This is a genomic window from Mycolicibacterium hodleri (genome assembly GCF_025822245.1).
GTDB lineage: Bacteria > Actinomycetota > Actinomycetes > Mycobacteriales > Mycobacteriaceae > Mycobacterium > Mycobacterium hodleri.
The window spans coordinates 22,034-42,151 of record NZ_JACKTL010000015.1 but is presented as its reverse complement, the minus strand read 5'-3'; the positions used below and the strand labels follow the sequence as shown (position 1 = coordinate 42,151).

The 20,118-nt window shown below is 67.2% G+C and carries 16 protein-coding genes; 14 read left to right on the top strand and 2 right to left on the bottom strand.

Going from position 1 to position 20,118, the window contains the following annotated elements; all coding sequences use genetic code 11:
• The first annotated feature begins 36 nt into the window (after positions 1 to 36).
• From H7J06_RS32320 to H7J06_RS03540, 14 genes are all read left to right on the top strand, one after another.
• On the top strand, positions 37 to 2,478 hold the full coding sequence (locus H7J06_RS32320; RefSeq protein WP_264037088.1) for an ATP-binding protein: 2,442 nt from the start codon (positions 37 to 39) through the stop codon (positions 2,476 to 2,478).
• Positions 2,478 to 4,694 (top strand): hypothetical protein, encoded by a 2,217-nt coding sequence (locus H7J06_RS03600; protein ID WP_076051651.1) that lies wholly within the window; start codon positions 2,478 to 2,480, stop codon positions 4,692 to 4,694. The genes H7J06_RS32320 and H7J06_RS03600 overlap by 1 nt, the downstream gene beginning before the upstream one ends.
• Complete coding sequence (locus H7J06_RS03595) at positions 4,691 to 5,674, top strand: NlpC/P60 family protein (protein WP_264037084.1); 984 nt, start codon at positions 4,691 to 4,693, stop codon at positions 5,672 to 5,674. Before H7J06_RS03600 ends, H7J06_RS03595 begins: the two co-directional genes overlap by 4 nt.
• Positions 5,671 to 7,059: a DUF4226 domain-containing protein gene (locus H7J06_RS32315; RefSeq protein ID WP_052765079.1), complete on the top strand. Its 1,389-nt coding sequence runs from the start codon at positions 5,671 to 5,673 to the stop codon at positions 7,057 to 7,059. Before H7J06_RS03595 ends, H7J06_RS32315 begins: the two co-directional genes overlap by 4 nt.
• Position 7,060: 1 nt before the next feature.
• Positions 7,061 to 9,409: an FtsK/SpoIIIE domain-containing protein gene (locus tag H7J06_RS03585; protein WP_046361217.1), complete on the top strand. Its 2,349-nt coding sequence runs from the start codon at positions 7,061 to 7,063 to the stop codon at positions 9,407 to 9,409.
• Between the two features lie 117 nt (positions 9,410 to 9,526).
• Positions 9,527 to 9,856: a hypothetical protein gene (locus H7J06_RS03580; RefSeq protein WP_046361216.1), complete on the top strand. Its 330-nt coding sequence runs from the start codon at positions 9,527 to 9,529 to the stop codon at positions 9,854 to 9,856.
• Positions 9,857 to 9,937: 81 nt separating this feature from the next.
• Positions 9,938 to 10,975, top strand: coding sequence for a VldE C-terminal domain-containing protein (locus H7J06_RS32310; RefSeq protein ID WP_052765078.1), 1,038 nt, complete (start codon positions 9,938 to 9,940; stop codon positions 10,973 to 10,975).
• Positions 10,976 to 11,037: 62 nt separating this feature from the next.
• Positions 11,038 to 13,407, top strand: a complete 2,370-nt coding sequence (locus tag H7J06_RS03570) for a hypothetical protein (protein ID WP_264037078.1) — start codon at positions 11,038 to 11,040, stop codon at positions 13,405 to 13,407.
• A 36-nt stretch (positions 13,408 to 13,443) separates the two neighbouring features.
• The gene (locus H7J06_RS03565) at positions 13,444 to 14,235 is read left to right on the top strand and encodes a hypothetical protein (RefSeq protein ID WP_264037077.1); all 792 of its coding nucleotides are present in this window, start codon (positions 13,444 to 13,446) and stop codon (positions 14,233 to 14,235) included.
• Between the two features lie 22 nt (positions 14,236 to 14,257).
• Positions 14,258 to 14,875, top strand: coding sequence for a type VII secretion target (locus H7J06_RS03560; RefSeq protein WP_264037075.1), 618 nt, complete (start codon positions 14,258 to 14,260; stop codon positions 14,873 to 14,875).
• A 9-nt stretch (positions 14,876 to 14,884) separates the two neighbouring features.
• A complete protein-coding gene (locus H7J06_RS03555; protein WP_264037074.1) occupies positions 14,885 to 15,262 on the top strand; it encodes a hypothetical protein in 378 nt (125 codons plus the stop codon).
• Positions 15,263 to 15,272: 10 nt separating this feature from the next.
• Complete coding sequence (locus H7J06_RS03550) at positions 15,273 to 17,225, top strand: hypothetical protein (RefSeq protein ID WP_264037072.1); 1,953 nt, start codon at positions 15,273 to 15,275, stop codon at positions 17,223 to 17,225.
• Between the two features lie 22 nt (positions 17,226 to 17,247).
• Positions 17,248 to 17,586, top strand: coding sequence for a hypothetical protein (locus H7J06_RS03545; RefSeq protein ID WP_264037070.1), 339 nt, complete (start codon positions 17,248 to 17,250; stop codon positions 17,584 to 17,586).
• Positions 17,587 to 17,588: 2 nt separating this feature from the next.
• The gene (locus tag H7J06_RS03540; protein WP_264037067.1) at positions 17,589 to 18,227 is read left to right on the top strand and encodes a chymotrypsin family serine protease; all 639 of its coding nucleotides are present in this window, start codon (positions 17,589 to 17,591) and stop codon (positions 18,225 to 18,227) included.
• A 58-nt stretch (positions 18,228 to 18,285) separates the two neighbouring features.
• On the opposite strand, the gene H7J06_RS03535 is transcribed toward H7J06_RS03540, so the two are convergent.
• Together H7J06_RS03535 and H7J06_RS03530 are read right to left on the bottom strand one after the other, a co-directional pair.
• Positions 18,286 to 18,516 (bottom strand): hypothetical protein, encoded by a 231-nt coding sequence (locus H7J06_RS03535; protein WP_264037065.1) that lies wholly within the window; start codon positions 18,514 to 18,516, stop codon positions 18,286 to 18,288.
• Positions 18,517 to 19,443: 927 nt separating this feature from the next.
• Positions 19,444 to 19,881, bottom strand: a complete 438-nt coding sequence (locus tag H7J06_RS03530) for a hypothetical protein (protein WP_264037063.1) — start codon at positions 19,879 to 19,881, stop codon at positions 19,444 to 19,446.
• Between the last annotated feature and the right edge of the window lie 237 nt (positions 19,882 to 20,118).

The window sequence follows — 20,118 nt, the reverse complement described above, 5'->3', positions numbered from 1 at the left end:
AACGCCACACCTGCATACGAAGGACCCGAGCGCACCGTGAAGCTCCGCCAGCCGACCGCAGCCCGCCGCCACCATCTGCAGTGGACCCACCACGGCGGCGTCTTCGCCACCTACTTCGTCGAGGCAATCGACTACGGCCTGCGCCAACCCGAAGACAAAGCCGGCGTCGCAGACGCGCACGAATCGCTCATCCTCAACTGCCCCGACAACACCTTGCTGCTGAGCCTGCAGGCGCCGCTAGATCTCGTCGACGTCATGAACCGATCACTCGATCGCGTCGACCTGCACCGCACCCCGGACTACATCAAGGAAACCCTCGCCGGCTACAAGCGCATCGCTGAGATCGCCCCGCTGACCCGCATCTACACCATCACCTTCCCTCTCGGGAAGAGCGCGCTTCGCGGAGAACCCTCCGCCCGCGACGTCGCCGAGCAGCTCGCCGCCGCCGAGGAGCTGCTCACCGTCATCGACCCCGAATCGAACTTCCGGTTGCAGCCCGTCCCCGAGGGGCTGCTGCCTTTCATCTGGAACCACAACCTCATGCGTGGCTCGGCACTCGAACACGCCCCGCACAACCCAGCCAACGCCTCACCGAGCACGACGGCCCCCACCCCGTACTTCCTCCCGGGCATCCTCGACGAAGGCGCCCGCACCGAGAAGTCCTTCCGCCGCAGCTTCGACCCCATGCTCAAAGCCATGATCCGGCTCGACGAGGGCGAGGTCATCAACAGCTACCAAGCCATGTTGACCCCGATGTCGTTCCCACCGGCCATGGGATTCCCCGGCCATTCCGAGTTCCTGTCCGTGCTCGACGGGATCCCCGACGTCAGCGTCGACTGGGCCATGCGCGTGCGCCGCCGCGACCGTGAGTCCGCGATGCAACTCAACGAAAAGGTGCTCGGCAAGCTCGGCGTCCAGCTCGGCGAACGCGACACTGACGTCGGCTTCCACACCCAAGAGCTGCGACGCAAAGTCGACACCCTGGCTGCCTACAACGACAGCCTCGCCACCAACGAGAACGCTGAAGAGGTCGAGTTCACCACCGTCCTGGCCGTCGGCGCCCCCACCCAAGCTGACCTGACCCGCAGCATCGGAACCCTCAAAGCCAAATTCCGTCGCCTCGGCATCCGCGTCGACACCCCCCGCGGAGCCCAACGCAAGCTCTGGATGATGCTCAACCCCGGCGCGCCGGCCGACAGCGTGTACACCGACTACCAGCACGTCACCGCCACCCCCGACTGGGCGGGATTCGTTCCCTTCACCACCGCGCGGCTGCTCGACGACACCGGCCCGATCATCGGCGTCAACCTCCTGTCAGGACTCTTCGAGCCGCTGCACTTCAACTTCCTGAACAAGGTGCTCTCCGACATCAGCCCGGCCATCGCCATCGCCGGCGAACTCGGCTCAGGCAAGAGCTACTTCACCAAGACACTGATCAGCATCATCGCCGACCTGCTCGGACAGTTCCTCGTCATCGACCGATCCCAGCAAGGCGAGTACATCCCACTGCTGCAGTCGATCCCCGGATCGGTCCTGATCACCCTCGACGACCCCCGGTTCACCCTCGATCCGCTGCGGCTGTTCAACGACCCGCACAAAGCCCGACGCATCACCCTCGACACCATCCTTCCGCTGCTCAACATCCCGGTGGTATCCGCGCCAGGCACGCTGCTGGCCGAAACACTGCAACCCGAACGCCGCGCCGCCCACCACCTGCGCTCCCTGGCCGACGTCCGCGACTACCTGGCCCGCCAGGCCGAGCGCTCCACAGGCCGCGACGCCGACGACCAACACGCACTCGTGCGCGCCATGGACGCCGTGGAAGCCCCGGTGCTCTTCGACCGGGCACTGCCACCCATGCCGCTCACGGCCACCGCGACCGTCGTGCGGACCCACACCCTGGCGCTGCCCACCGTCGACGAACTGACCTTGACCCACGCCTACGCGAACCTGCCGTGGCGCAAACGGCTCGGCCACACGCTCTACGAACTGGTCGGGCTCTTGGCGCGCGACCAGTTCCTCAAGCCGGGCCGCTTCGGCGCCCTGGTCGTCGACGAGGCCTACCACTTCACCGCCACCACCGTCGGCAAGCAGATCGTCGAAGAATTCGTCCGGGACGGCCGGAAACACGCCGCCGGCATCATCTTGTCCTCGCAAGATCCCAAGGCCGACTACGCCTCCACTGCGCACAACCTCATCCCCAACCGCTTCGCCTTCCGGCAACGCCACACCACCTTGGCGACCAACAGCCTGGAGTGGCTCGGCGTCGACATCGAGCGCGACGCCTACCTCATCAAGCAGCTCCGCGAGAACACCTCGCCGCCAGTGGGACGCGGCGAGACCGTCGCCCCCAACCGCCGCGGCGAGTGCTTCATCGCCGACGGCCGCGGCCGCATCGGCCGAGGAAAGATCTTCGGACCCGCCCGCGAAGACCGCGCCCGCGCGGTGTCCACCACACCCGAGCAGGTGACGATCTAGTGCTCGCCGCCGCCTTCTTCCGACCCGGCTGGGACCCCACCCTGCCCACACTCGGCCAGCTCTTCGCCCACGGCTGGGCACTGTCGAATGCCACCCGCCTGCGCCGGTTCACCATGCTGCCGATCTACCTGCAACTGTGCCTGTGCCTGGTCGCGCTGCTCTTTCCCGCCGAAGCACACGCTGCGATCGGGCCCCAAAGCCCCCTGCTCTACGTCCTCGGGGTCACCGACTCCTACGGCGTCCCGCTGTCGCGCTACGCCATCTCCACCGACTACGGATCCATCCTCGACGGCGGATCCCAAGCCGTCCTGGCCACCCTGCTCGAAGCAGAAGCCGGACTGTTCGTCGTCATCGGCGGCGTCGCCATCTGGTTCCTCATGTACGTCATCAGCTTCGGGTTCCTGCCCGACCTCGTACAGCCCGTGGCATCCGTCGTCCAGGACTACGCCGGCCAGATCCTGCCCGGCGTCGCCGCGATCGCCGCGATCGTCGCCGCCACCTTCGTCGCGGTGAACATCCTGCGCGGAAACCTGCCCCGCGCCGCCTCCCAAGGCGCGGCCGCCGTGCTCATCGCCCTCATCGGCGGAGCCCTGGTCTACTCACCCATCAGCTGGGTCATCTCCGACTCCGGGCCCCTGGCCCAAGGACGCGACGTAGCGGTCAGCCTGGGCTCGAACTCCGTGGCAGGCCTCGACAACACCTCCGACACCCTCAACCGCCTCGAAGGGACGCTGGCCACCTCGTTCGTTCGCCGGCCACTGCAGACCTGGAACTTCGCCGGGCAGCCCGACAGCACCCCGAGCTGCGCGGCGGCCTGGAGCGAGGGAGTGAGATCCGGGGACCCCGACAACATCAAGGACGGCATCCGGGCATGCGGTGCCTCCGACTCGGCCGCGATGAAAGCGACCGCCGACAACCCCAGCCCCGGACAGTTGGGCACCGGGGTCCTGATGCTGATGTTCATCGGCATCTTCGCGCTCTTCTGCGCCGTACTCGGATTCCACATCGTTCTCGAGTTCTTCCGCGCCGTGGCCAACGCCTTCAAGCTGTTGTGGGGCTTCGCTGTCGGCGTCATCCCCGGGGGACCCCAGGCGTCACTGGTGAACACGTTCGTCGCCATGCTGTTCTCCGGCGTGGCGATGTTCGGCTACATCACCATGACGATCTTCATCGGCGAGATCGTGACCGTCGTCTTCCGCCAACAAGGCAACGGCGTCGTGGCGATGATGTCGGCCCTCATCCTGATGATGGTCGCCATCCGGCTGGTCTTCGCGATGTCCAAGAGCCTCAAACAGTCCAGCGCCAACGTCGCCTCAGGGGTCATCAGCAGCGTCGGCGCCGCACCACCGCCGCCGACCACGAACATCCTGCAGGAGAAGGCCGGAGGATTCCTGCGCGACAGCAGCGTGGTCGCCATGGGCCTCGGCGCCACCATGGCCGGCGGCGCGCTCGCCGCCCGCTCACCGTCGGCCTCGCACGCCCTGCACGTCGTCGCACCGTTCGTCCGCGGGGGACGCAGCTCGATGGTCCGCCATCTCGACCGCGGCGCCGACATCTACGAGAACAAGAAGGCCGCCGAAGCTGCAGCAGCCGATAAAGCCGCCAAAGAGGCCGAGAAGGAGCAGAAAAAAGCGGCCAAGCAGGGCAGCGCCCCACCCACCGCGTCCACGGCGACGGCGCCGCCGGCGACAGCAGCATCTACACCCAGCAACGGGGCCCCCGCGGCGACCGGTAACGGTGGGGGAGCGGCGCCAGCACCGCAGAGCGGATCGGCGCCGGCGACCACACAGTTCAGCGCCGCACCCGACAGCGGGGACGTGGCATCGTCGCAGGCCACGCCGCTAACGGCCAACGACCTCCAGCCCCCGGCGCCCTCAGCGCCGCCATCGGCACCCAGCCCTGGGTACAGCCCGCCAGGAGGCAACCCCGCCGGCTCCGGGCCCCACGACGGACCACCCCCCGCGCCCAGAACGGGATCCGCGGCACCGCTTCCCGACTGGGGTAACGGTCCTACCAGCGACGATGACACGTCCCTACCGTCGGGGCCGGCGCCCGGGCCCGCCGGCGCCGAAGCGGCGCCACCCTCACCGTTCGAGCCGCCAGCGCACCCCGCACCGCCACCCGCTCCGCCGGCCACACCGCCTGCCACCGGATCCACCCGGCCCCTGCCGCCACCCCCAGGGCCCCGACACCGCGATGAAGGAGACGCCCCGTGACCTCACCGGACAACGAACCACGTCGCCAGTCGGCGCTACGCGGACTGCTCGGCGCCGCCGCCGTGCAGGGGACCCGCAAGGTCGCCGTCTCCGCGGGATCGGCCGTCGTCGGTGCCGTTGGATGGCCCGTGATCCTCGCCGTCGCCGCAGTCCTGATCCTGCTGGCCCTCGTCCTGGTCATCACCGCGATCGTCGCACTCAGCCGCATGTCCGATCAGCAGCAAAACTTCGCCTACCAGTGCGAATCCCGGCTCGGCTATTCCGTCGGCAACACCGCGGCACTGGCCGTCGTCCCCCGGCTGGCCACCTCGGTCCCCTTCGACCAGGCCCCGTCGACAGCCTGGGAGACCTCGGCGCTGCAGCCGGCGACGACCACCAGCGCCACCACCACGACCGCCACCCCGACGTCGACCCCCACCACGGCAACCACCAGCGCAAATAGCACGTCCCCCGCCAATCCGTACGCAACGCTGACCCCACCACCCACCGCGGACGCCAACACCACGGCATGCGCAAACGCCGTGCGTAACGGCGATGTCGTCGGCCCCCCGCTGACCACACCAGGCGATGAGATCGGCCGGCAAGCGGCCACCCTGGCCAACAACCAGGTCGGCCTACTGGCAACCGACGCCGACGGAAGTACCGCTGGCCCCACGAATGAGGCCTTTTCGGCAGCTAACTTGGTCAGATACGCCTACTACCAGGCCACCGGGGGAGAGGTCACCTTGCCCAAGGACGTCGCACAACAGATCGACACTGGCGATCGCGTCGACCCGAGCGCGATCAGCCCCGGCGATCTCGTGTTCTTCAACTTCACCCCCACCCAGGGACCGACCGCCGTCATGATCGCCATCACGCCGACCCTCGGCATCGACGCCACGACCGTGAACCAGCCGATCGCCGTAGGAGTTCTGCCCACCGGCAACATCATCATCAAGCGACCCCGCACCCAGACCCACCAGGAGGTGCCGACCCCGTGAGCGAAGAGCAGCTCGCCGAGACCTCCGCACCCCCGCTACCTCCAGGCATCGGCACATCCCCTGACACCGGCTCCCGCGACAACCGACGGGCCCCGATCCTGCCGATCACGCCGCGCCTACCCGGCGGCCCGGCCGCACCACCAGCACAGCAGCAACCGCCGGCAACCACGCCGACCGCCCCAGCGGCCGCGCAACCCGCAGCCACGAGTACGCCCGCGCCAGGACAAGCAGCACCGGTCCCGCCGCCAGGCACACCGGGCGCCGTCCCTCCGCCGGCCGCCAGCGACCCCGCCGCCGCGGCCGAACCCGCCGGCGGCACCGACGATCACGGCCACGATCACTCAGAAGGCGCCGACGACACAGCGGCCACCCCCGACGACGCGGCGGCCGACGCCGCCAAGCCCCCGATCAGCGCGCAGGACGCCGCCGGAATGCTCTCCGGCCTGGCCGAACCGCTGGCCAGCCTGCCGTCGGCACTGATGGGCATCGGCTCGGGCCTGCTCGCGCCCTTCGGCCAGATCCTCAACCAGTTCGGCCAAGGCAACCCGGCCATGCCGAACTCCAGCGGCTTCCCGCAAGGTGTCCTCGATCGACTCGGCTCCACCGATGCCAGCACCGGCATGCAAGGGCAAGCCGGAGACGCCTACCAGTCCGACGTCGACAAACAAGCTAACCAGGCCCGCGCCATGGACAACCTGGAGCGCAAACTGCGTTCCTCCCTTGAAGATTCGGCGTCGAACTCCACCCTCGGCCGCGACAAGATCGAACAGATCATCAACCAGGTCAAGTCCGCCCTGCAGGCAATGGGGCCCATCGCCAACACCCCAATGGGTCAGTTCGGCGTCCTGACCACCATCGCCCAAGGGCTCCAGCAAGCTGGAGCGGTCCTCACCGATGCGATCGGCAAGGACTCACTCAACGCCGGCACCATCAAATCGATGTCCGCGGACTACCTCAAGGACCTCAACGCCAGCGGGCCCGACGACCAAGAGCAGCAGCAGCTGCTCGCCGCCGGCGGACCCAAAGCCTGGGCGATCAAGGCTCTCGCCGCCAACGGCATCACCGACCCCCGCGCGGTCGCCAACTGGTTGCCCGGCCTGATGACCATGGGACAGCGGGAGTCAGGCAACAACCCCCGAGCCGTCAACGGCTGGGACTCCAACGCCGCCAAGGGAACCCCGTCCAAAGGCTGGATGCAAACCATCGATTCGACGTACGCGGCCCACTGGCGCCCGGGAACGTCACGCGACATCTTCGATCCCGTCTCCAACGCCGCGGCCGCCATCCACTACATGATGAGCAGGTACTCGGTGTCCGCCGACGGATCAGACCTGATGTCCAAGGTGCAGCAAGCCAACCCCTACGCATCGCCGAAGGGTTACTGATATGACGAAAACCGAAACAGCACAACGCAATCCAGGACTCGCCGCCATCGTCGCGGTGCCCGTGGTGATCGGCGCGTTGTGGTTCAGCGGCGCCGCCACCGCGACGTCGTGGGCACTGCGCAACGGATACTTCAGCACCACCAACCCGCTACTGGCCCTGCCCGGAGCCAACCCCCGCGGAGCCGGCCCCACCGTGCTGACCGTCGCCGCACTGGCCGCCATCGCCATCGGCATCGTCGCCGCGGTCATGATCGGGATCCGGATGGCCGCACCGGTTCAGCACGACCCCGACGACCGCCGTCCCGTCCCCTCCGTCGCCGCCCCCGTCCTGGCCGCCACCGCGCTCACCGGCGGTGTCCTCATCCTCGCGCTGATCCCGTTCATCCCCGACCTGATCGCCGCAGCGATCGGCGTCATCGCGGCCTACGGCGTGGCCGACCTGCTCACCGAGAAGCTGCGCGAGCGCCGCGAACGCGCCCGCTACCTCAACGAAATCGAATGGGCGCTCTACCCGTATCTCGGCTACGACGAGCTGCCACGCCGACGCCTGGTCGCCATCACCGAATGGGACGAGGAAGTCGAAGGACAACCAGAGAAACCCAAGACAATCCTGCTGGCCTATCGCGGCCGACGCGAAGAACTCAAGCCCGAACTGAGCCGCCGACTCGACGATGCGGTCGGCTCGCACTACACGCTGTCCTACGCGACCACCGACCAGCTGATCACCGCCAGCCTGGCCAGCGTCAACACGGAGTCCCCCACCGTGCGCGGACTTCGCGAGCAGATAGCCAGCACAGAATTGTTCGCCTCCGGCGCCACGGTCACCGATGTGCAGTACAGCGAAAGCGGCGACATACGCCAATTCACCGTCCATCACCAGATCGGCGCGAAACTGTCTGGCACGGACCGCCTTCGGTCGATCGCTCGCAAGATCAGCGACCTGCTTCCCGGCCGATGGCGCGCCACCCGCTGCGATCACCTCGCCGGTACCGCCGTCTTCGAGCTGCGCCCCGAGCTGCCCACCAAGGTCTACCCGCCCGTCCAGGCGCCGGTGTCCACCGTGGAGCAAGCGTGCGCCACCTACGACCACGCCGCCATCCCCCTGGCCGTCGACGAAGAGGGCACCGTCATCGAATGGAACCTCAAAGTCAACCCCCACATGCTGCTGATGGGACCCACCGGCACCGGCAAGACTGCCACCATCCACAACGCGATCGTGCAGGCCGCCCGCCTCGGGGTCCGCATCTTCATCATCGACTTCAAGGGCGGCGAGTTCACCAGCTACCGCACCTATCCCAACGTCGTGGCCGTCCTCACTGAACCGCACGAAGCAATCGCCTTGGTCAACACCATCTACAAGGAGATGCAGCAGCGCTACAACCTGTACAAGCGCAACCGCCGGGCCCTGTCCACCAAAGAGCCCTTCATGATCGTGTTCGACGAGTACACCGAATTCCAGGAAGCCATCAAGACCTTCTACGCCAACACCAAGGAGAAAGGCGCACCCCGGGACTGCCCGACGCTGCGACAGTTCTCCTCACTACTGCGCCTGGGCCGCACCAGCCGCTTCCACTGCGTGGCCGCCCTGCAGCGCGCCGACGCCGACTTCCTCAAAGGTGAGGCCAAAGACAACTTCACTCAACGACTTTCGCTGGGCAAGCTGTCCACCCAGGCCGCGATGATGATCCACAACGACGCCAACGCCGGACGCACCGTCCCGATCGGCGTCCGCGGCCGCGGCACCGCCCTCAACCGCGCCGGCTGGCCCACCGAAGTGCAGGCCTTCTACGTCCCCGACCCCTCAGACCCCGCCGACGAGGACGAGAAGCAGATCGTCGACGAGCTGCGCCCCCCGGTCGCGCTCTACGAACGCGGCATCGTCATGCCGCCGGAGACCGATCCGACCACCCAACCCGAGGGCTTCGGCACCTACCAGAACCTGCCCCTGCTCAAGGCCGCCGACTACCCCCACTTCGACCCGCACGCCGCCGGCTACGCACCCCCAGGATGGCTGGACTTCCAGGACCGCGGCGTGGAATCCATCTTCGGCAACGCCCCCGGCGGCCCCCGACCCGCGTCTGCTGCAGAGTTGGCCGAAAGCTACGTCGACCTCGACGTCGAAAGCCGACGCGTCGACGTCAGCGAGCTGGAGGTCGGCGACTACCTCTGCCACCCCGAGACCGGGGACTGGGCCATCCTCGACGAAGAACCCAGTCCAGGAGAGGACCCGGACACCACCGTGCTCATCCTGCGCGACGCCTTCTCCGGTGAGCGCGAGGAAACCGAAGTTGCCAGCGACGCGACGATCGAGGTCAAAGACCTCGCCGAAACCCATCTGGCGGCCGTATGAGCACCCCCAACCGACTCGGCAAATCCAACCATCAAGAAAACACGCGTTGACGTGCAGAAAATTGCCGGGTATCGCCAATAATGGAAACATCAGGGTTAACGAAAGGAGCCTCCACCGGTGGCTAAGAAGAACGACTTCACCAAACGCGCCAACGAGCTGCTCACGGCGCGATTGGATCCGGTCAAGCGCCTCGGCGAGCTGCTCGACGCCAAGGCCGAGAAGGAAGCCGAACTCAAGAGCCTGGACTCCGACATCGAGAAGGCCGCCCAGTCCTGCATTGAGGCGGGATGGAAGCCCGCCGAGCTGACCGACCTCGGTGTCCCTCGGGCAGCACTTCCACGCCGTCAGACCCGCACGGCAGCCCTGGAACCCCGCACCGACAGCAAGGATCAGCCCAGCGGCGGGGAGGGCGCCGCAGGCGGCGCCGCACCGGACCCCACCCCGTAAATGACGTCAGGCGGCGCAACTCGTGACGAGATCACAGCCATCCTCAACCAACTCCGAGGCCTCCTCGGAGAGGGGACACCTGTGACTGCGCCGCTGCCCTCGACCATTCCCGACGACGTTGGCCAACGCCTGGAGGCGCTGCCCAACGGCCTAGGCGACTTCATCGAGAAGCTGGTGCTCTCGCGGAAAAGTCAGGCCCAGATCAGTGCAGCGCTCGCCGAAGTCGACCCGTCGCTGGTGCCGGTCGTCGACGAGTCGGGTGCCCACGTGAACGCCGGCCGCGAGGACATCGACAACACCACCAACCAGTACGTCAGCCGCGACGACGCACTCACACCCGTGGAGAACACCCCGATGGGGGCCATGGCATCGCTGCAGAACAAGGCTGACGCTGTAGCCAACGGCTCCAACGCCGTCCGCACCCAGATGCCGCCGGCCGAGATGCGTCGTGTCCTCGTCGACGCCTTGGCCCAGAAGTACTACCAGCAGGCCAAGTCCGCCGGCTCCGGCATGCCGGGCATGGGCGGTGGCTCCGGTGGCGGCATGGGCGGCGGACCCGGCGGCGGCATGGGAGGCGGATCTGGAGGCGGCGGCGGTAACCCGCTGAGCGCCCTGTCCGGGCTGTCCTCAGCGCCGGCCAGCATGCTGTCATCGCTGTCGTCGGGCAAGGGCGGATCCGAGGGCACCCGCCTGGCCGCGCGGGCCACCCCAGACGGTGCGCTACCGCAAGGCGTGGCCCCCGAAAAAGGCTTGCAGCGCAACACAATCCTGCTGGCCCGCGCGATCAGCGCCGCGTTCCCCGAGATCTCCGACATCGGCGGATACCGCCAAGACGCACTCAAGTGGCACCCCAACGGCTTGGCGATCGACGTCATGATCCCGAATTACTCCAGCGCAGAGGGCAAAGCGCTCGGGGACCGCGTACTGGCCTTCGCCATGCAGCACGCATCCAGATACGGCCTGGACCATGCGATTTGGCGACAGACGATGTACACGCAGGGATCGTCGCCGCGGGGAATGGACAGCCGCGGAGGAGACACCGCGAACCATTTCGACCACGTGCACATCGCCACAGAAGGCGGCGGCTACCCCACCGGAGGGGAAACCTATGCCCTCTAACCGCTCCGCACTCCCCAGCTCCCGCGCTCACCGCTTCACCGCACCCGGAGGTATGTAGGCCCGTGACCGACAACAAGTTCAGTGACCTGACCCATTGGGAACCGCTCCAAACGGTCGGCTTCGGGATGGGTTGGTCACCCGGATGGCGACCCGAGGGCCAGTCGTGGAACATCGGCACCAACGACACCTACTGGGACACCGTGCTCGGGCGGGCGCGGGAGGCGTACGGCGACCCCAACATCCGCTTCGACAACACCGACGACACCTCATCTGGACGCCACCTGGTCTTCGGCGACGGCACCAGGTTGCCCGCCGACGGCACCCTGGCCTACCGGGACAGCGCCAGCAATCAGAACTGGATCAACAACGGTGACGGCACCTTCACCAAGGCCGACGAAAACTTTCAGCCGGTGGGACAACCGTTCCCGCCCGCGGGTTTCCGCAGGATGGCAGATGGCAAGTACGCGCCGGTGGACGCGCGCGGCAATCAGGTAGGCCCGCTCCACAGCCAGGCGCCCCCCAACTTCCCCGGCAGCCCGGCCTGGCACCATTCACCGCTCACTGACCTCTTCACGCCCGTGAACGCCAACGGCGATTACTACGAAATCGATCCCGCCACAGGACAACACAAGTACTTCGACAAGAGCGGCAACCCGATCAGCAAGGAGAAGTACTTCGCCGGGGCGCCGTCCCCCCAGCAGACACCCAACGGGCAGCCCGCACCCGCACCGGGCGCCAAGCCGCCGCTGCAGAGCACCCAAGTAAGCGTGCCCGAGGGCATGAGCACCCCGGAGTACCCCGCCTGGGCCACTGACATCGATCCCGACGTCCCCAACCAGATGACCGGCGTCGTCGTGCGCCTCTACGAACTGTTCGGCAGCGGGACACCGGCCACCAGCGAGTTGCCCGAGTTCCCGTTCAGCACCGACACCGGCGAGCAATCCGGTATCGACGCCTATGACAACGTCAAACCCGACTTCAAGCGCATCGAGTCCGAATTCGACGCCGCAGCACAAGCATTCAAGACCGCTGTCCAGAACTCGGCCAACGTCACCCAGGCCGGCCGCGATGCCATCAACAACGCCATCGGCACCTTCAACTCCACCGCCAAAGCTCTCGACGAGGGTGACTGGGACGGCCTGCTGCAGGCCGAGTCCACCCTGCTGGACACCGTGAAGACCGCAGTGGAGAACGCCGCCAACACCCAGCAGAACGTGCCGTCCAACCCAGCCGGCGGCCCTCCCACGCCGATGGGCCCGGCAGGCGCCCCGGCGCCGGGAATGCCACCCGCGGCGGGGGACCCCTCACTGAGCGCACCGCCCGCCGACGACAAGAAGAGCCTGGAGGATCTCCTCAACGGAGGCATGGGTTCACCGTTCGGCGGGGGAATACCGATGGGCGGCAACCCCTTAGGTGGACTCGGCGGCATGAACCCGCTGGGCGGGCTCGGCGGTGGCGGCAACCCGATGGGTGGCGGCGGCAACCCGCTTTCAGCACTGTCGGATGCGGCCAAGCCGCTGAGCAAGCTCTCCGAGACCGACACCGGCAAGCCCGACGACAAGAAGTCGCCGATCACCCCGCTCAACGCCGGGCCCCAGAACGCCCCGCCGCCGCCAGCCGCGCCGGGTGCAACGCCGGCCGAGCCGGCCGCGGTCGCCGGTGCCACCCCGGGACCGGCCGGCGCGAACAATCAGCCGGCCACCGCCACACCCGCGAGCAACCCCAGCGGAGCCAAGCCCACCGTCACCCTGCCCGACGGCAAGGTCATCGAGGCACCGAACAAGCAGGCCGCCGACGCGGCCCAGAACGCCATCGACAAGGCCTCGCCGGGCGGAGACGCCGCGCAGAAGGCCTACAGCCCGACCGGCCTGGAGCTGCCCGGGGATGGCAAGAACCTCGGCGCCAAGGTCGACCCCTCCGACATGCAGCCGGGGGACGTGCTGAAGTGGCAGGACAAGACCATGGTGGCGGTCGCGCCGGGTCTGGTCGCCGACCCGAGCGAAGCCGGCAAGATCCACACGCTGGAGGAAGTGTTCAAGGACCAGAAGGGCTTCGAAGGCGTCTTCCGACCCACCGAAACCGACCCCACGCTGTCCACGCACACCTCAGCCCCACCGCTGACAGATCCGCAGGCCCCACCGCAGCAGCCGGGTCAAACCCCTCCCGCTCCCGCGGCCCCGCCGTCGGACGAGGCGCCGGCACGTAAGCCGCAGACGCCCCCGCCCACCTCGGTGCCGGCCGAGCCGCCCCCGGACAGCGTCCCGCTGTCCGGCCCCGGGCCGGCCGGCGCCCCGGCGCCCCAACAGCCCGCGCCACCCCAGCCCAGCTCAACGGTGCCCCAGGCCGCGCCGCCGTCGCCGTTCGAAGACGACGCTCCGCCGCCGGCAACGCGCACCACCAAGCACGAACGCATCGCAGCAGGACTGGAATAGCCGCCCCATGAACGCCATAGAGGATCGGAGAGAATCATGACCACCTTCGACATCGCCGACATCGTTGAGCTCGACCCCAGCGAGCTAGGTCCGACAAACTCCATGGAGCTGCTGCCCGGCCTGTGGATCCCCGACCCCGGCGTCAACCAGATGAAGCCGGGTGTCGTGTCTGACAACAACGTCCGGATGCCGCTCTACGCCAGCGACATTCAGGTCACCGTCCCCGGCGCCCTCGGGCCCACCGGGATGCAGGAACTCGGCAAAGGCAGCGGCGTCTGGATTCCTGACCCACGCGCCAACGAGTTCCGGCCCGGGTCCTACACCCCGCCCAAGGGGGAGAGGCCCATCCAGATCGAGGACATCAAATTCCTGCGGCCTGGAGAGCTGGGTCCGCGCGGCTACATTCCCCTCGGTGCCAGCGGGGCGTGGATCCCCGGGCCCGACACCGTGATCAAGGGTGACCGCCCGGCCAGCAACACCACCGATCCCGACAACGAGCACACACAGTCCGACAAGGACGTCTTCGCGGTCAACTACGCCCAGCTGGAAGGGTTCGCGCAGAACCATGATCAGCAGGCAGAGCAGGTCGCACAGTGGGCGAAGACTGACACCGACTTCGCCGAACGGCTGCTGGCCACCCACGGAAAAGTCGCCTACGCGACATATCTGAATGTGAAGGGCTACAACGAGAGTCGTGTTTTCGAGGCAGGCGCCTACGCGCAGCGCAACTCCGACACCGCCGTAGGCCTGCGCGGCGCGATCGACTCGACGAAGGCCACCGACGAGAACTCGGCCAACGCCTTCCGCGCGCCGACCGTCAACACCTAGACACCTGGGGATGTGAGACACGATGTCCGACAACGATTGGTTCGATTCTCCCAACTGGCATGACGCCCACGAAGCGGTGGATCCCGGTGGTGCGGCCGCCGGTCCCGGCGCGATCGGACCCGTCCCGGCCCAGCTGATCAGCAGCACCAGCAGCCCCGGCGACTACCACTACGAAATCGGCGACGACGGCATGTGGCTCTACGTGCCCAACGAGGACCCCAGCGATCCAGGTGGCGCGGCTGCCGGCCCTGGCGCCAGCGGTGGACTGGCTCCGATCAGCAACGCCACCACCGAAGGCGGCCCCGCCAGCACCCCGGCCGGCGCCTCTGGGGCGCCGTTCCAGCTCAATTACTCGGAGTTGGAGAAGTTCGCCGAGGAACACGACCTCAACGCCGCTGAGCTGGCCGAGTGGGCCTCCGGAGACCCCGACTTCGCCGAGCGGTACCTCGCCACACACGGCAAGGTGAACTTCGGCACCTACCTCAAGATCAAAGAGTTCATGGCCAGCAAGCAGATCGCGGGCGCGGCCTTCGCCGAACACAACACGCAGACCTCCAACGCGCTGCGCTTCTCCATCGCCTCGACCAAGGCGCAAGAAGAGGCTAACGCGAGAGCGATCGACGCGACGAGGATGGTGTAGGAAACAACCATGGCCGTCATCCACCCTGATGTGAAAAACACCCTGCTGTACGCGGATACGGTCCATGACCATCTCCTCCGGCACATCGAGAAGATGAAAGGCATCGCCGCCGAGCGCCTTTCGGAGGACAAGGACATCGCCGTCAAAGTCGACATGAACGGGCAGCTGCAAGACCTGTGGCTCAAGCCCGGCATCCTGGACAGCAAGACCGCCGCCGAGATCGCCAAGGAGATCACCCGACTCGTCACCGTGGCCGGACAGGAGACCGCCGAGCAGATCGCCTCGATCTTCCAGGCGGCGCACAACCTCCCTGACTTCGACGAAGTGGTCGCCCAGCAGGAAAACGACCCCAGCGCGGAGCCCGAAATAGCCCGTCAGCCTCGATAGACTCACCTGCGTGAACGAGCAAGCAGCCAAGCTGACACGGTGGCTGCTCGCTGGGAACGGGGCGCTGAAGAACGTCGCCCAGCTACTGACCGAGGCGTTCGGACCCGTTGGCGCGGCCGCTGCGTCCATCGACGCCTCGACGATCACTGCCTACCCGGTCGACCCTGCTACCGAGCCCCAAGGGCATGACTGGACCCGGGCCGAGCAGGGATGGACCCATCCGCTGCGCTCGCAGTTGCTGCCACGAAGCATCTCGGCCTCCCACCACGTCGTCGCCGGCATCACCTCCCGCAACGAGGTCCTGGTGATCAACCTGGCCGCGGTGGGCTATCTCGGCATCGAGGGCGGCAACCCCACCTTGATCATGCGGTCGTGGCTCATGCAGGCACTGTCGAAGACACCCGCAGCAGTTGTCGCCGTCACCGACGCCGCGCTCGCAGTGCCCGGCGCGGAACGGCTGCACCTCGTCGACGACCCGCTGCTGCTTCCCGAGGGGACGTCGCTGCTTCTGAGCACCGAACACACCAACGCACCCGGCCCCGGGAAGCCGCACCCGATCCTCGTGTCCTCGCAGGCCGTCGACGCAGCCAACGTCGTGCTCTGCAACGAGGCGGTAGCCGGCATCTACCTAGCCAATCGCTACTGGCCGATCTGGCGGCGAATGGAAGTTGCCGATCAGCAGTGGCAGCACCTGAAGAACGTCTTGACCCCCACCGCGGCCGCGGCGCCCGAGGGCCCCGGCGAGTCGCCTGCGGGCGCGCAAGGACTCCTCGTCGAGGAGAGCCACTCAGCGGAACGGCAGACTACGACCCTGAACAGCGACGATGACACGTCCCCGCAGACGGCGCCGGGGCTGGGGGCGCCGTCTGCCGATCCGCACCCCAACCCCCTGACCAGCGAATACGACACGTCCCTGACCCTGGTGCCTGACGGGGATGCGGCACCCACCTTCACCGGCGACGCGTCGGCGCCGGGCCATGACGAGCCGCAAGAACCAGGCTCCGCAGATCTCCAACCCCCGGCGCCGCAACACACCTCGGAAACAGCTCCCACCAGCGCGAACGACACGTCCCCGGCTGGACCCGCCGTAGCCGCGGCGGCCACTGAACCCACGCCGGCGAGCCACACGGTGCCGGTGCCTGGAGCGCCGCTGCTAGTCGCCGACGTCCCGCCGCCGTTCGCCGACTTCGCTGACGGCGCCGGCGACAGCAGCGTCGAGGCGATCGCCGCGCTGCCCGGCCGGCCCGCCGAGGAACCCACCGAGCCCGGCCTCTACGTCTTGGGCCCGGTCTACGCTCTCGGCCGCGACCCCGAGACCGGCGAGCCGGTCAAGCACTCCGCGGTGACCCGACAAGGTGTACGCAAACCCGTCAAAGCGTTGATGGCGCTGGCCACTTCCAACGGCGTCACCTCCACGGAATGGGAAGAGAAGATCCTTCAGGTCACCCCGTCCAACCGCCGCCAGCTGCGCACGCAGATCCGCAAGATGATGGGCGGGAGCGACCCCATCCGCAACGACAACCGCGGCCTGCTCGTCGTCGACATGTTCTGCGACTGGAAGGAATTCAACCGCCTCGTCGGTCACACTCCCGAACGCGCCAGCACCGAAGCGCTCACCGCCGCAGTGCATCTCATCCGCGGCGCCCCGTTCGAAGACGTCCCCGACGAGGACTACGCCTGGCGATCGGTTCAGCTACTCAAAGACGAACTCATCGACCGCTGCAGCACTGCGGCCACCGAACTGGCTCAGCGCCAACTAGCAGCCGGCGCACACGCCGCGGCCTACCAGACAGCCCGCCTCGGCCTGCGGGTCTACGCCAAGCGCGAGGACCTCTGGCTCGTGGCCGCCGGCTCGGTCGCCGACACCGAACGCAAGGCGCTGATCTGGGACCTCAAGCAAGCCATCCCCGTGCCCACCCACCCCGAGCTGAAGCAGCTGCTCGCCGCTTCCCGCGCATCGTGACCCCCACCCGCCAGGAGACACCATGACCTCACCCAAAGATCAGAACCCGCAGCAACAGGACCGCTACGAGATCTTCAACCGCAACCGCACCATCGGCGTCTCCACCGTCCCCGGCGGCGCCGTCAACGGCGTCTTCCTGCACGAGAGCGTTCGGCAGATGAACGAACGCAACCTGACCCGAGAGATCCTCTCCGTCGCCAGCGTCGCCTCCATGCGTGGCCGCCTGGGCGTGCGGGAACGCATGGAAGCCGCCGCGGCCGCCAACGGAACGACGGTCCCCGCTTCAGCGTTCGAGGTCCTGCCCGACGCCCCCACCGCCGAGGAATACGAGCAGTACAAGCGAGAAACACTGCGGTACTGACGATGCGCCGAATACTGACCGCCCTGGCCGCCACGGTGATGGCCACCATCGCCGCCCTGGCCACCGCCACACCGGCCAACGCACTGGCCATCACAGCTGGCTTCATGATCACCAGCGGCGGCCGCTGGTGTACGGTCAGCTTCCCTGACCCCCAGAACCCCACCATCGTCTACACCGCAGGCCACTGCTACAAAGACGGCATCACCGAGGTTAGCCTCGGGAACATCAAAATCGGCCAGTTCATACCGGAAATCCACGACCCCGCAACCGATCTGATCGCCATCCGGCTCCACTCCAACATCCCCAGCGAGTACAGCCTCATGTCACGCGAACCCCTGCTGAACCCGTGGGTGCCCAACGAAGGCTCCACGGTCTGCAAATACGGGGCGACCACGCAGGAGACCTGCGGAACCGTGGTTTCGGTGGACGACACCAAGTTCGCCGTTCAGATGCCGGCTGACCACGGCGACAGCGGGGCGCCCATCTACGAAAGACTCAAGCCAGGCAGCAAGGGTGTCCATGTGGTGGGCACTGTCATCTCTGAAGACCCCCGCCGGCCGGGCGTCATCTACTGCTCCACCATCGGCGCCATCAACAATTTCCTGTCCCAGACCTGGGGCACCGACTGGGATATGGATTGACTAGCAGCGCATATCGCACGTCCGCGCCGCCAACGCCGCCGGCGGTGTGACCGCCGCTCTACGCGTACGCCGGATAGCCCTCTGGCATCGGAAGCGGCAGCGGCACAACGGTTCCCCCGTTCTGCTCCGCATAACTGCGGGCCTCGGCTTCTTCATCTGCAGTGAACGCCCGAAACGTGGCCGGCTTGGTCGGTATCCGCACCAGCGTGGTGAAATCCGCGACCGTCACCTCGGCGGAACGCTTGCGCGGGCCCTGGCGAACATGGTGGCTAGTGGGTGTTTCGGTCACGCCGCTCATTGTCCCCGCCAGGTCTGACACCGACATCGAGGCCGCCATCAGTCGGCGAGTTCGGTCAGCCACTGCCCGAGGTCGAGCACATCCACATGTGCAGCTGGGCCCGCGGTGAACTCCGCGATTGTCATCGCCTGGTCGAACCGCGCCTCGAACCGTTCCCGCGTGCTGCGCGCGGCGCGGCCCAGCGCCCAACCATACCGGCGCGTACATCCCGCCTCGTCGGTGTCTCGCTTCTACTTAGCTTAGTTTCGAACCACCGCTGGTGTCCTCGCGAAGGCTGTAACCCAACCTGGTTGTCGAGGCCCCTCATGAGACCGGCTTCGTGACGCTGCTGGTGGTGGTTCACCCTTGCGGCCCCGGCCATCGGCAAATGCCTATCTCATTTCCGGACCCGGAGTCCTTTCTCTAGACCGTGCATGTCGCGGCGGGGTCGCAAGGCATGAGTTCGGTGGGATTAGCCCGTGGTTCTTGCCCGCCCGCACGGATCAACGCCTCAACGTTCTTGAGCCGAGAGTCTCGGCGGCCTCCTCGATGGTCTCGGGCAGGCGTGGCCGCGGCCGGCGGGGTGGGCGGCGCGCAGGACGTCATGGCGCCGATCACCAGACACGCGACACCGACACGCGTGACCGCTCGACCGCGTTGAGACGCCGACGCTTCTGGCCTCACAGCCGTAGCACGCTGGCAGCGAGGCTCACCTTGCAGCGTGAAACGCACGCCGCGCCGAACGACGTCGACGCGCCCGCACGACGGGCATAGCGGCCGGCTGCTGTCCTCCGACGATTCGGTGCGCGGCCTGGTGCCCGACGCGAGGGGTCGGAATGCCAACCGCGCTCCGCTATCGTTATTGCCCCGCAACATTTCTTGATCACCGTCCTCAGGGAAGCGCGATCCGAAGTGCCCTGCTGATCTCCGCCACGGCCGTTAACCGGTTCGCAGCTTACGGTTCGTCGGATGGCGGCGCGGCTCGCGTGATGAACTGTGCGGCTGCATCAGCTCACGAGCTGAAGCCGCTGCCAAGTTTGAATGGACAGCATCCGGCCCGACTGCAAGACGTGAGGGCGTACTCCGTCGATAGGCTATAGCTGCGGCGGCGAGCAAGGCGGAAACCGCGGCTACGCACCACCCGCCCACCCAAAGGCCCACCAGCACGCCGATCGACGTGAACATAAGAGCCACTGCTCCGGCGCTAACAGCTGCTAGCGCGGCGGCATCCCCGAAGGGGACGAAGCGGATATCGCTGGCCACGGCTTCCCGCCGCCATGCCTCCCGCACCTCAGCGACATCGACGTAGGGGTTTCCCAAAAGTTCGCTGTTGGCGGCATCGCACCAGTCGCTGAAACGGTGTGCGGCATTGAGCATCCCAGGAAGTGTGGGTGAATCGGGGTAGTTGCGTTCAGCCAGCCGCTGCCGCGTATACGCAGCATCTTGCCGGAGGTCATAGGCTAAAACCTCACGCTCAGTGGGTAACATGCGTGCTCAAATCCCTTCTCGTAGTTGGTCACAGGTGAGGCGACTGCTAACAACGCCGAGCATCAGTTGAGGTGGGGGACGATCAGGGCGCTCATGGTATCGATAGTCCTCTAGGGGTACGACAAG

Excerpts from the sequence above, each read along its gene's own strand:
- H7J06_RS03585 (WP_046361217.1), top strand. The coding sequence starts at position 7,061 with ATGACGAAAACCGAAACAGCACAACGCAATCCAGGACTCGCCGCCATC.
- H7J06_RS03565 (WP_264037077.1), top strand. The coding sequence starts at position 13,444 with ATGACCACCTTCGACATCGCCGACATCGTTGAGCTCGACCCCAGCGAG.
- H7J06_RS03560 (WP_264037075.1), top strand. The coding sequence starts at position 14,258 with ATGTCCGACAACGATTGGTTCGATTCTCCCAACTGGCATGACGCCCAC.
- H7J06_RS03555 (WP_264037074.1), top strand. The coding sequence starts at position 14,885 with ATGGCCGTCATCCACCCTGATGTGAAAAACACCCTGCTGTACGCGGAT.
- H7J06_RS03545 (WP_264037070.1), top strand. The coding sequence starts at position 17,248 with ATGACCTCACCCAAAGATCAGAACCCGCAGCAACAGGACCGCTACGAG.
- H7J06_RS03540 (WP_264037067.1), top strand. The coding sequence starts at position 17,589 with ATGCGCCGAATACTGACCGCCCTGGCCGCCACGGTGATGGCCACCATC.
- H7J06_RS03530 (WP_264037063.1), bottom strand. The coding sequence starts at position 19,881 with ATGCTCAATGCCGCACACCGTTTCAGCGACTGGTGCGATGCCGCCAAC.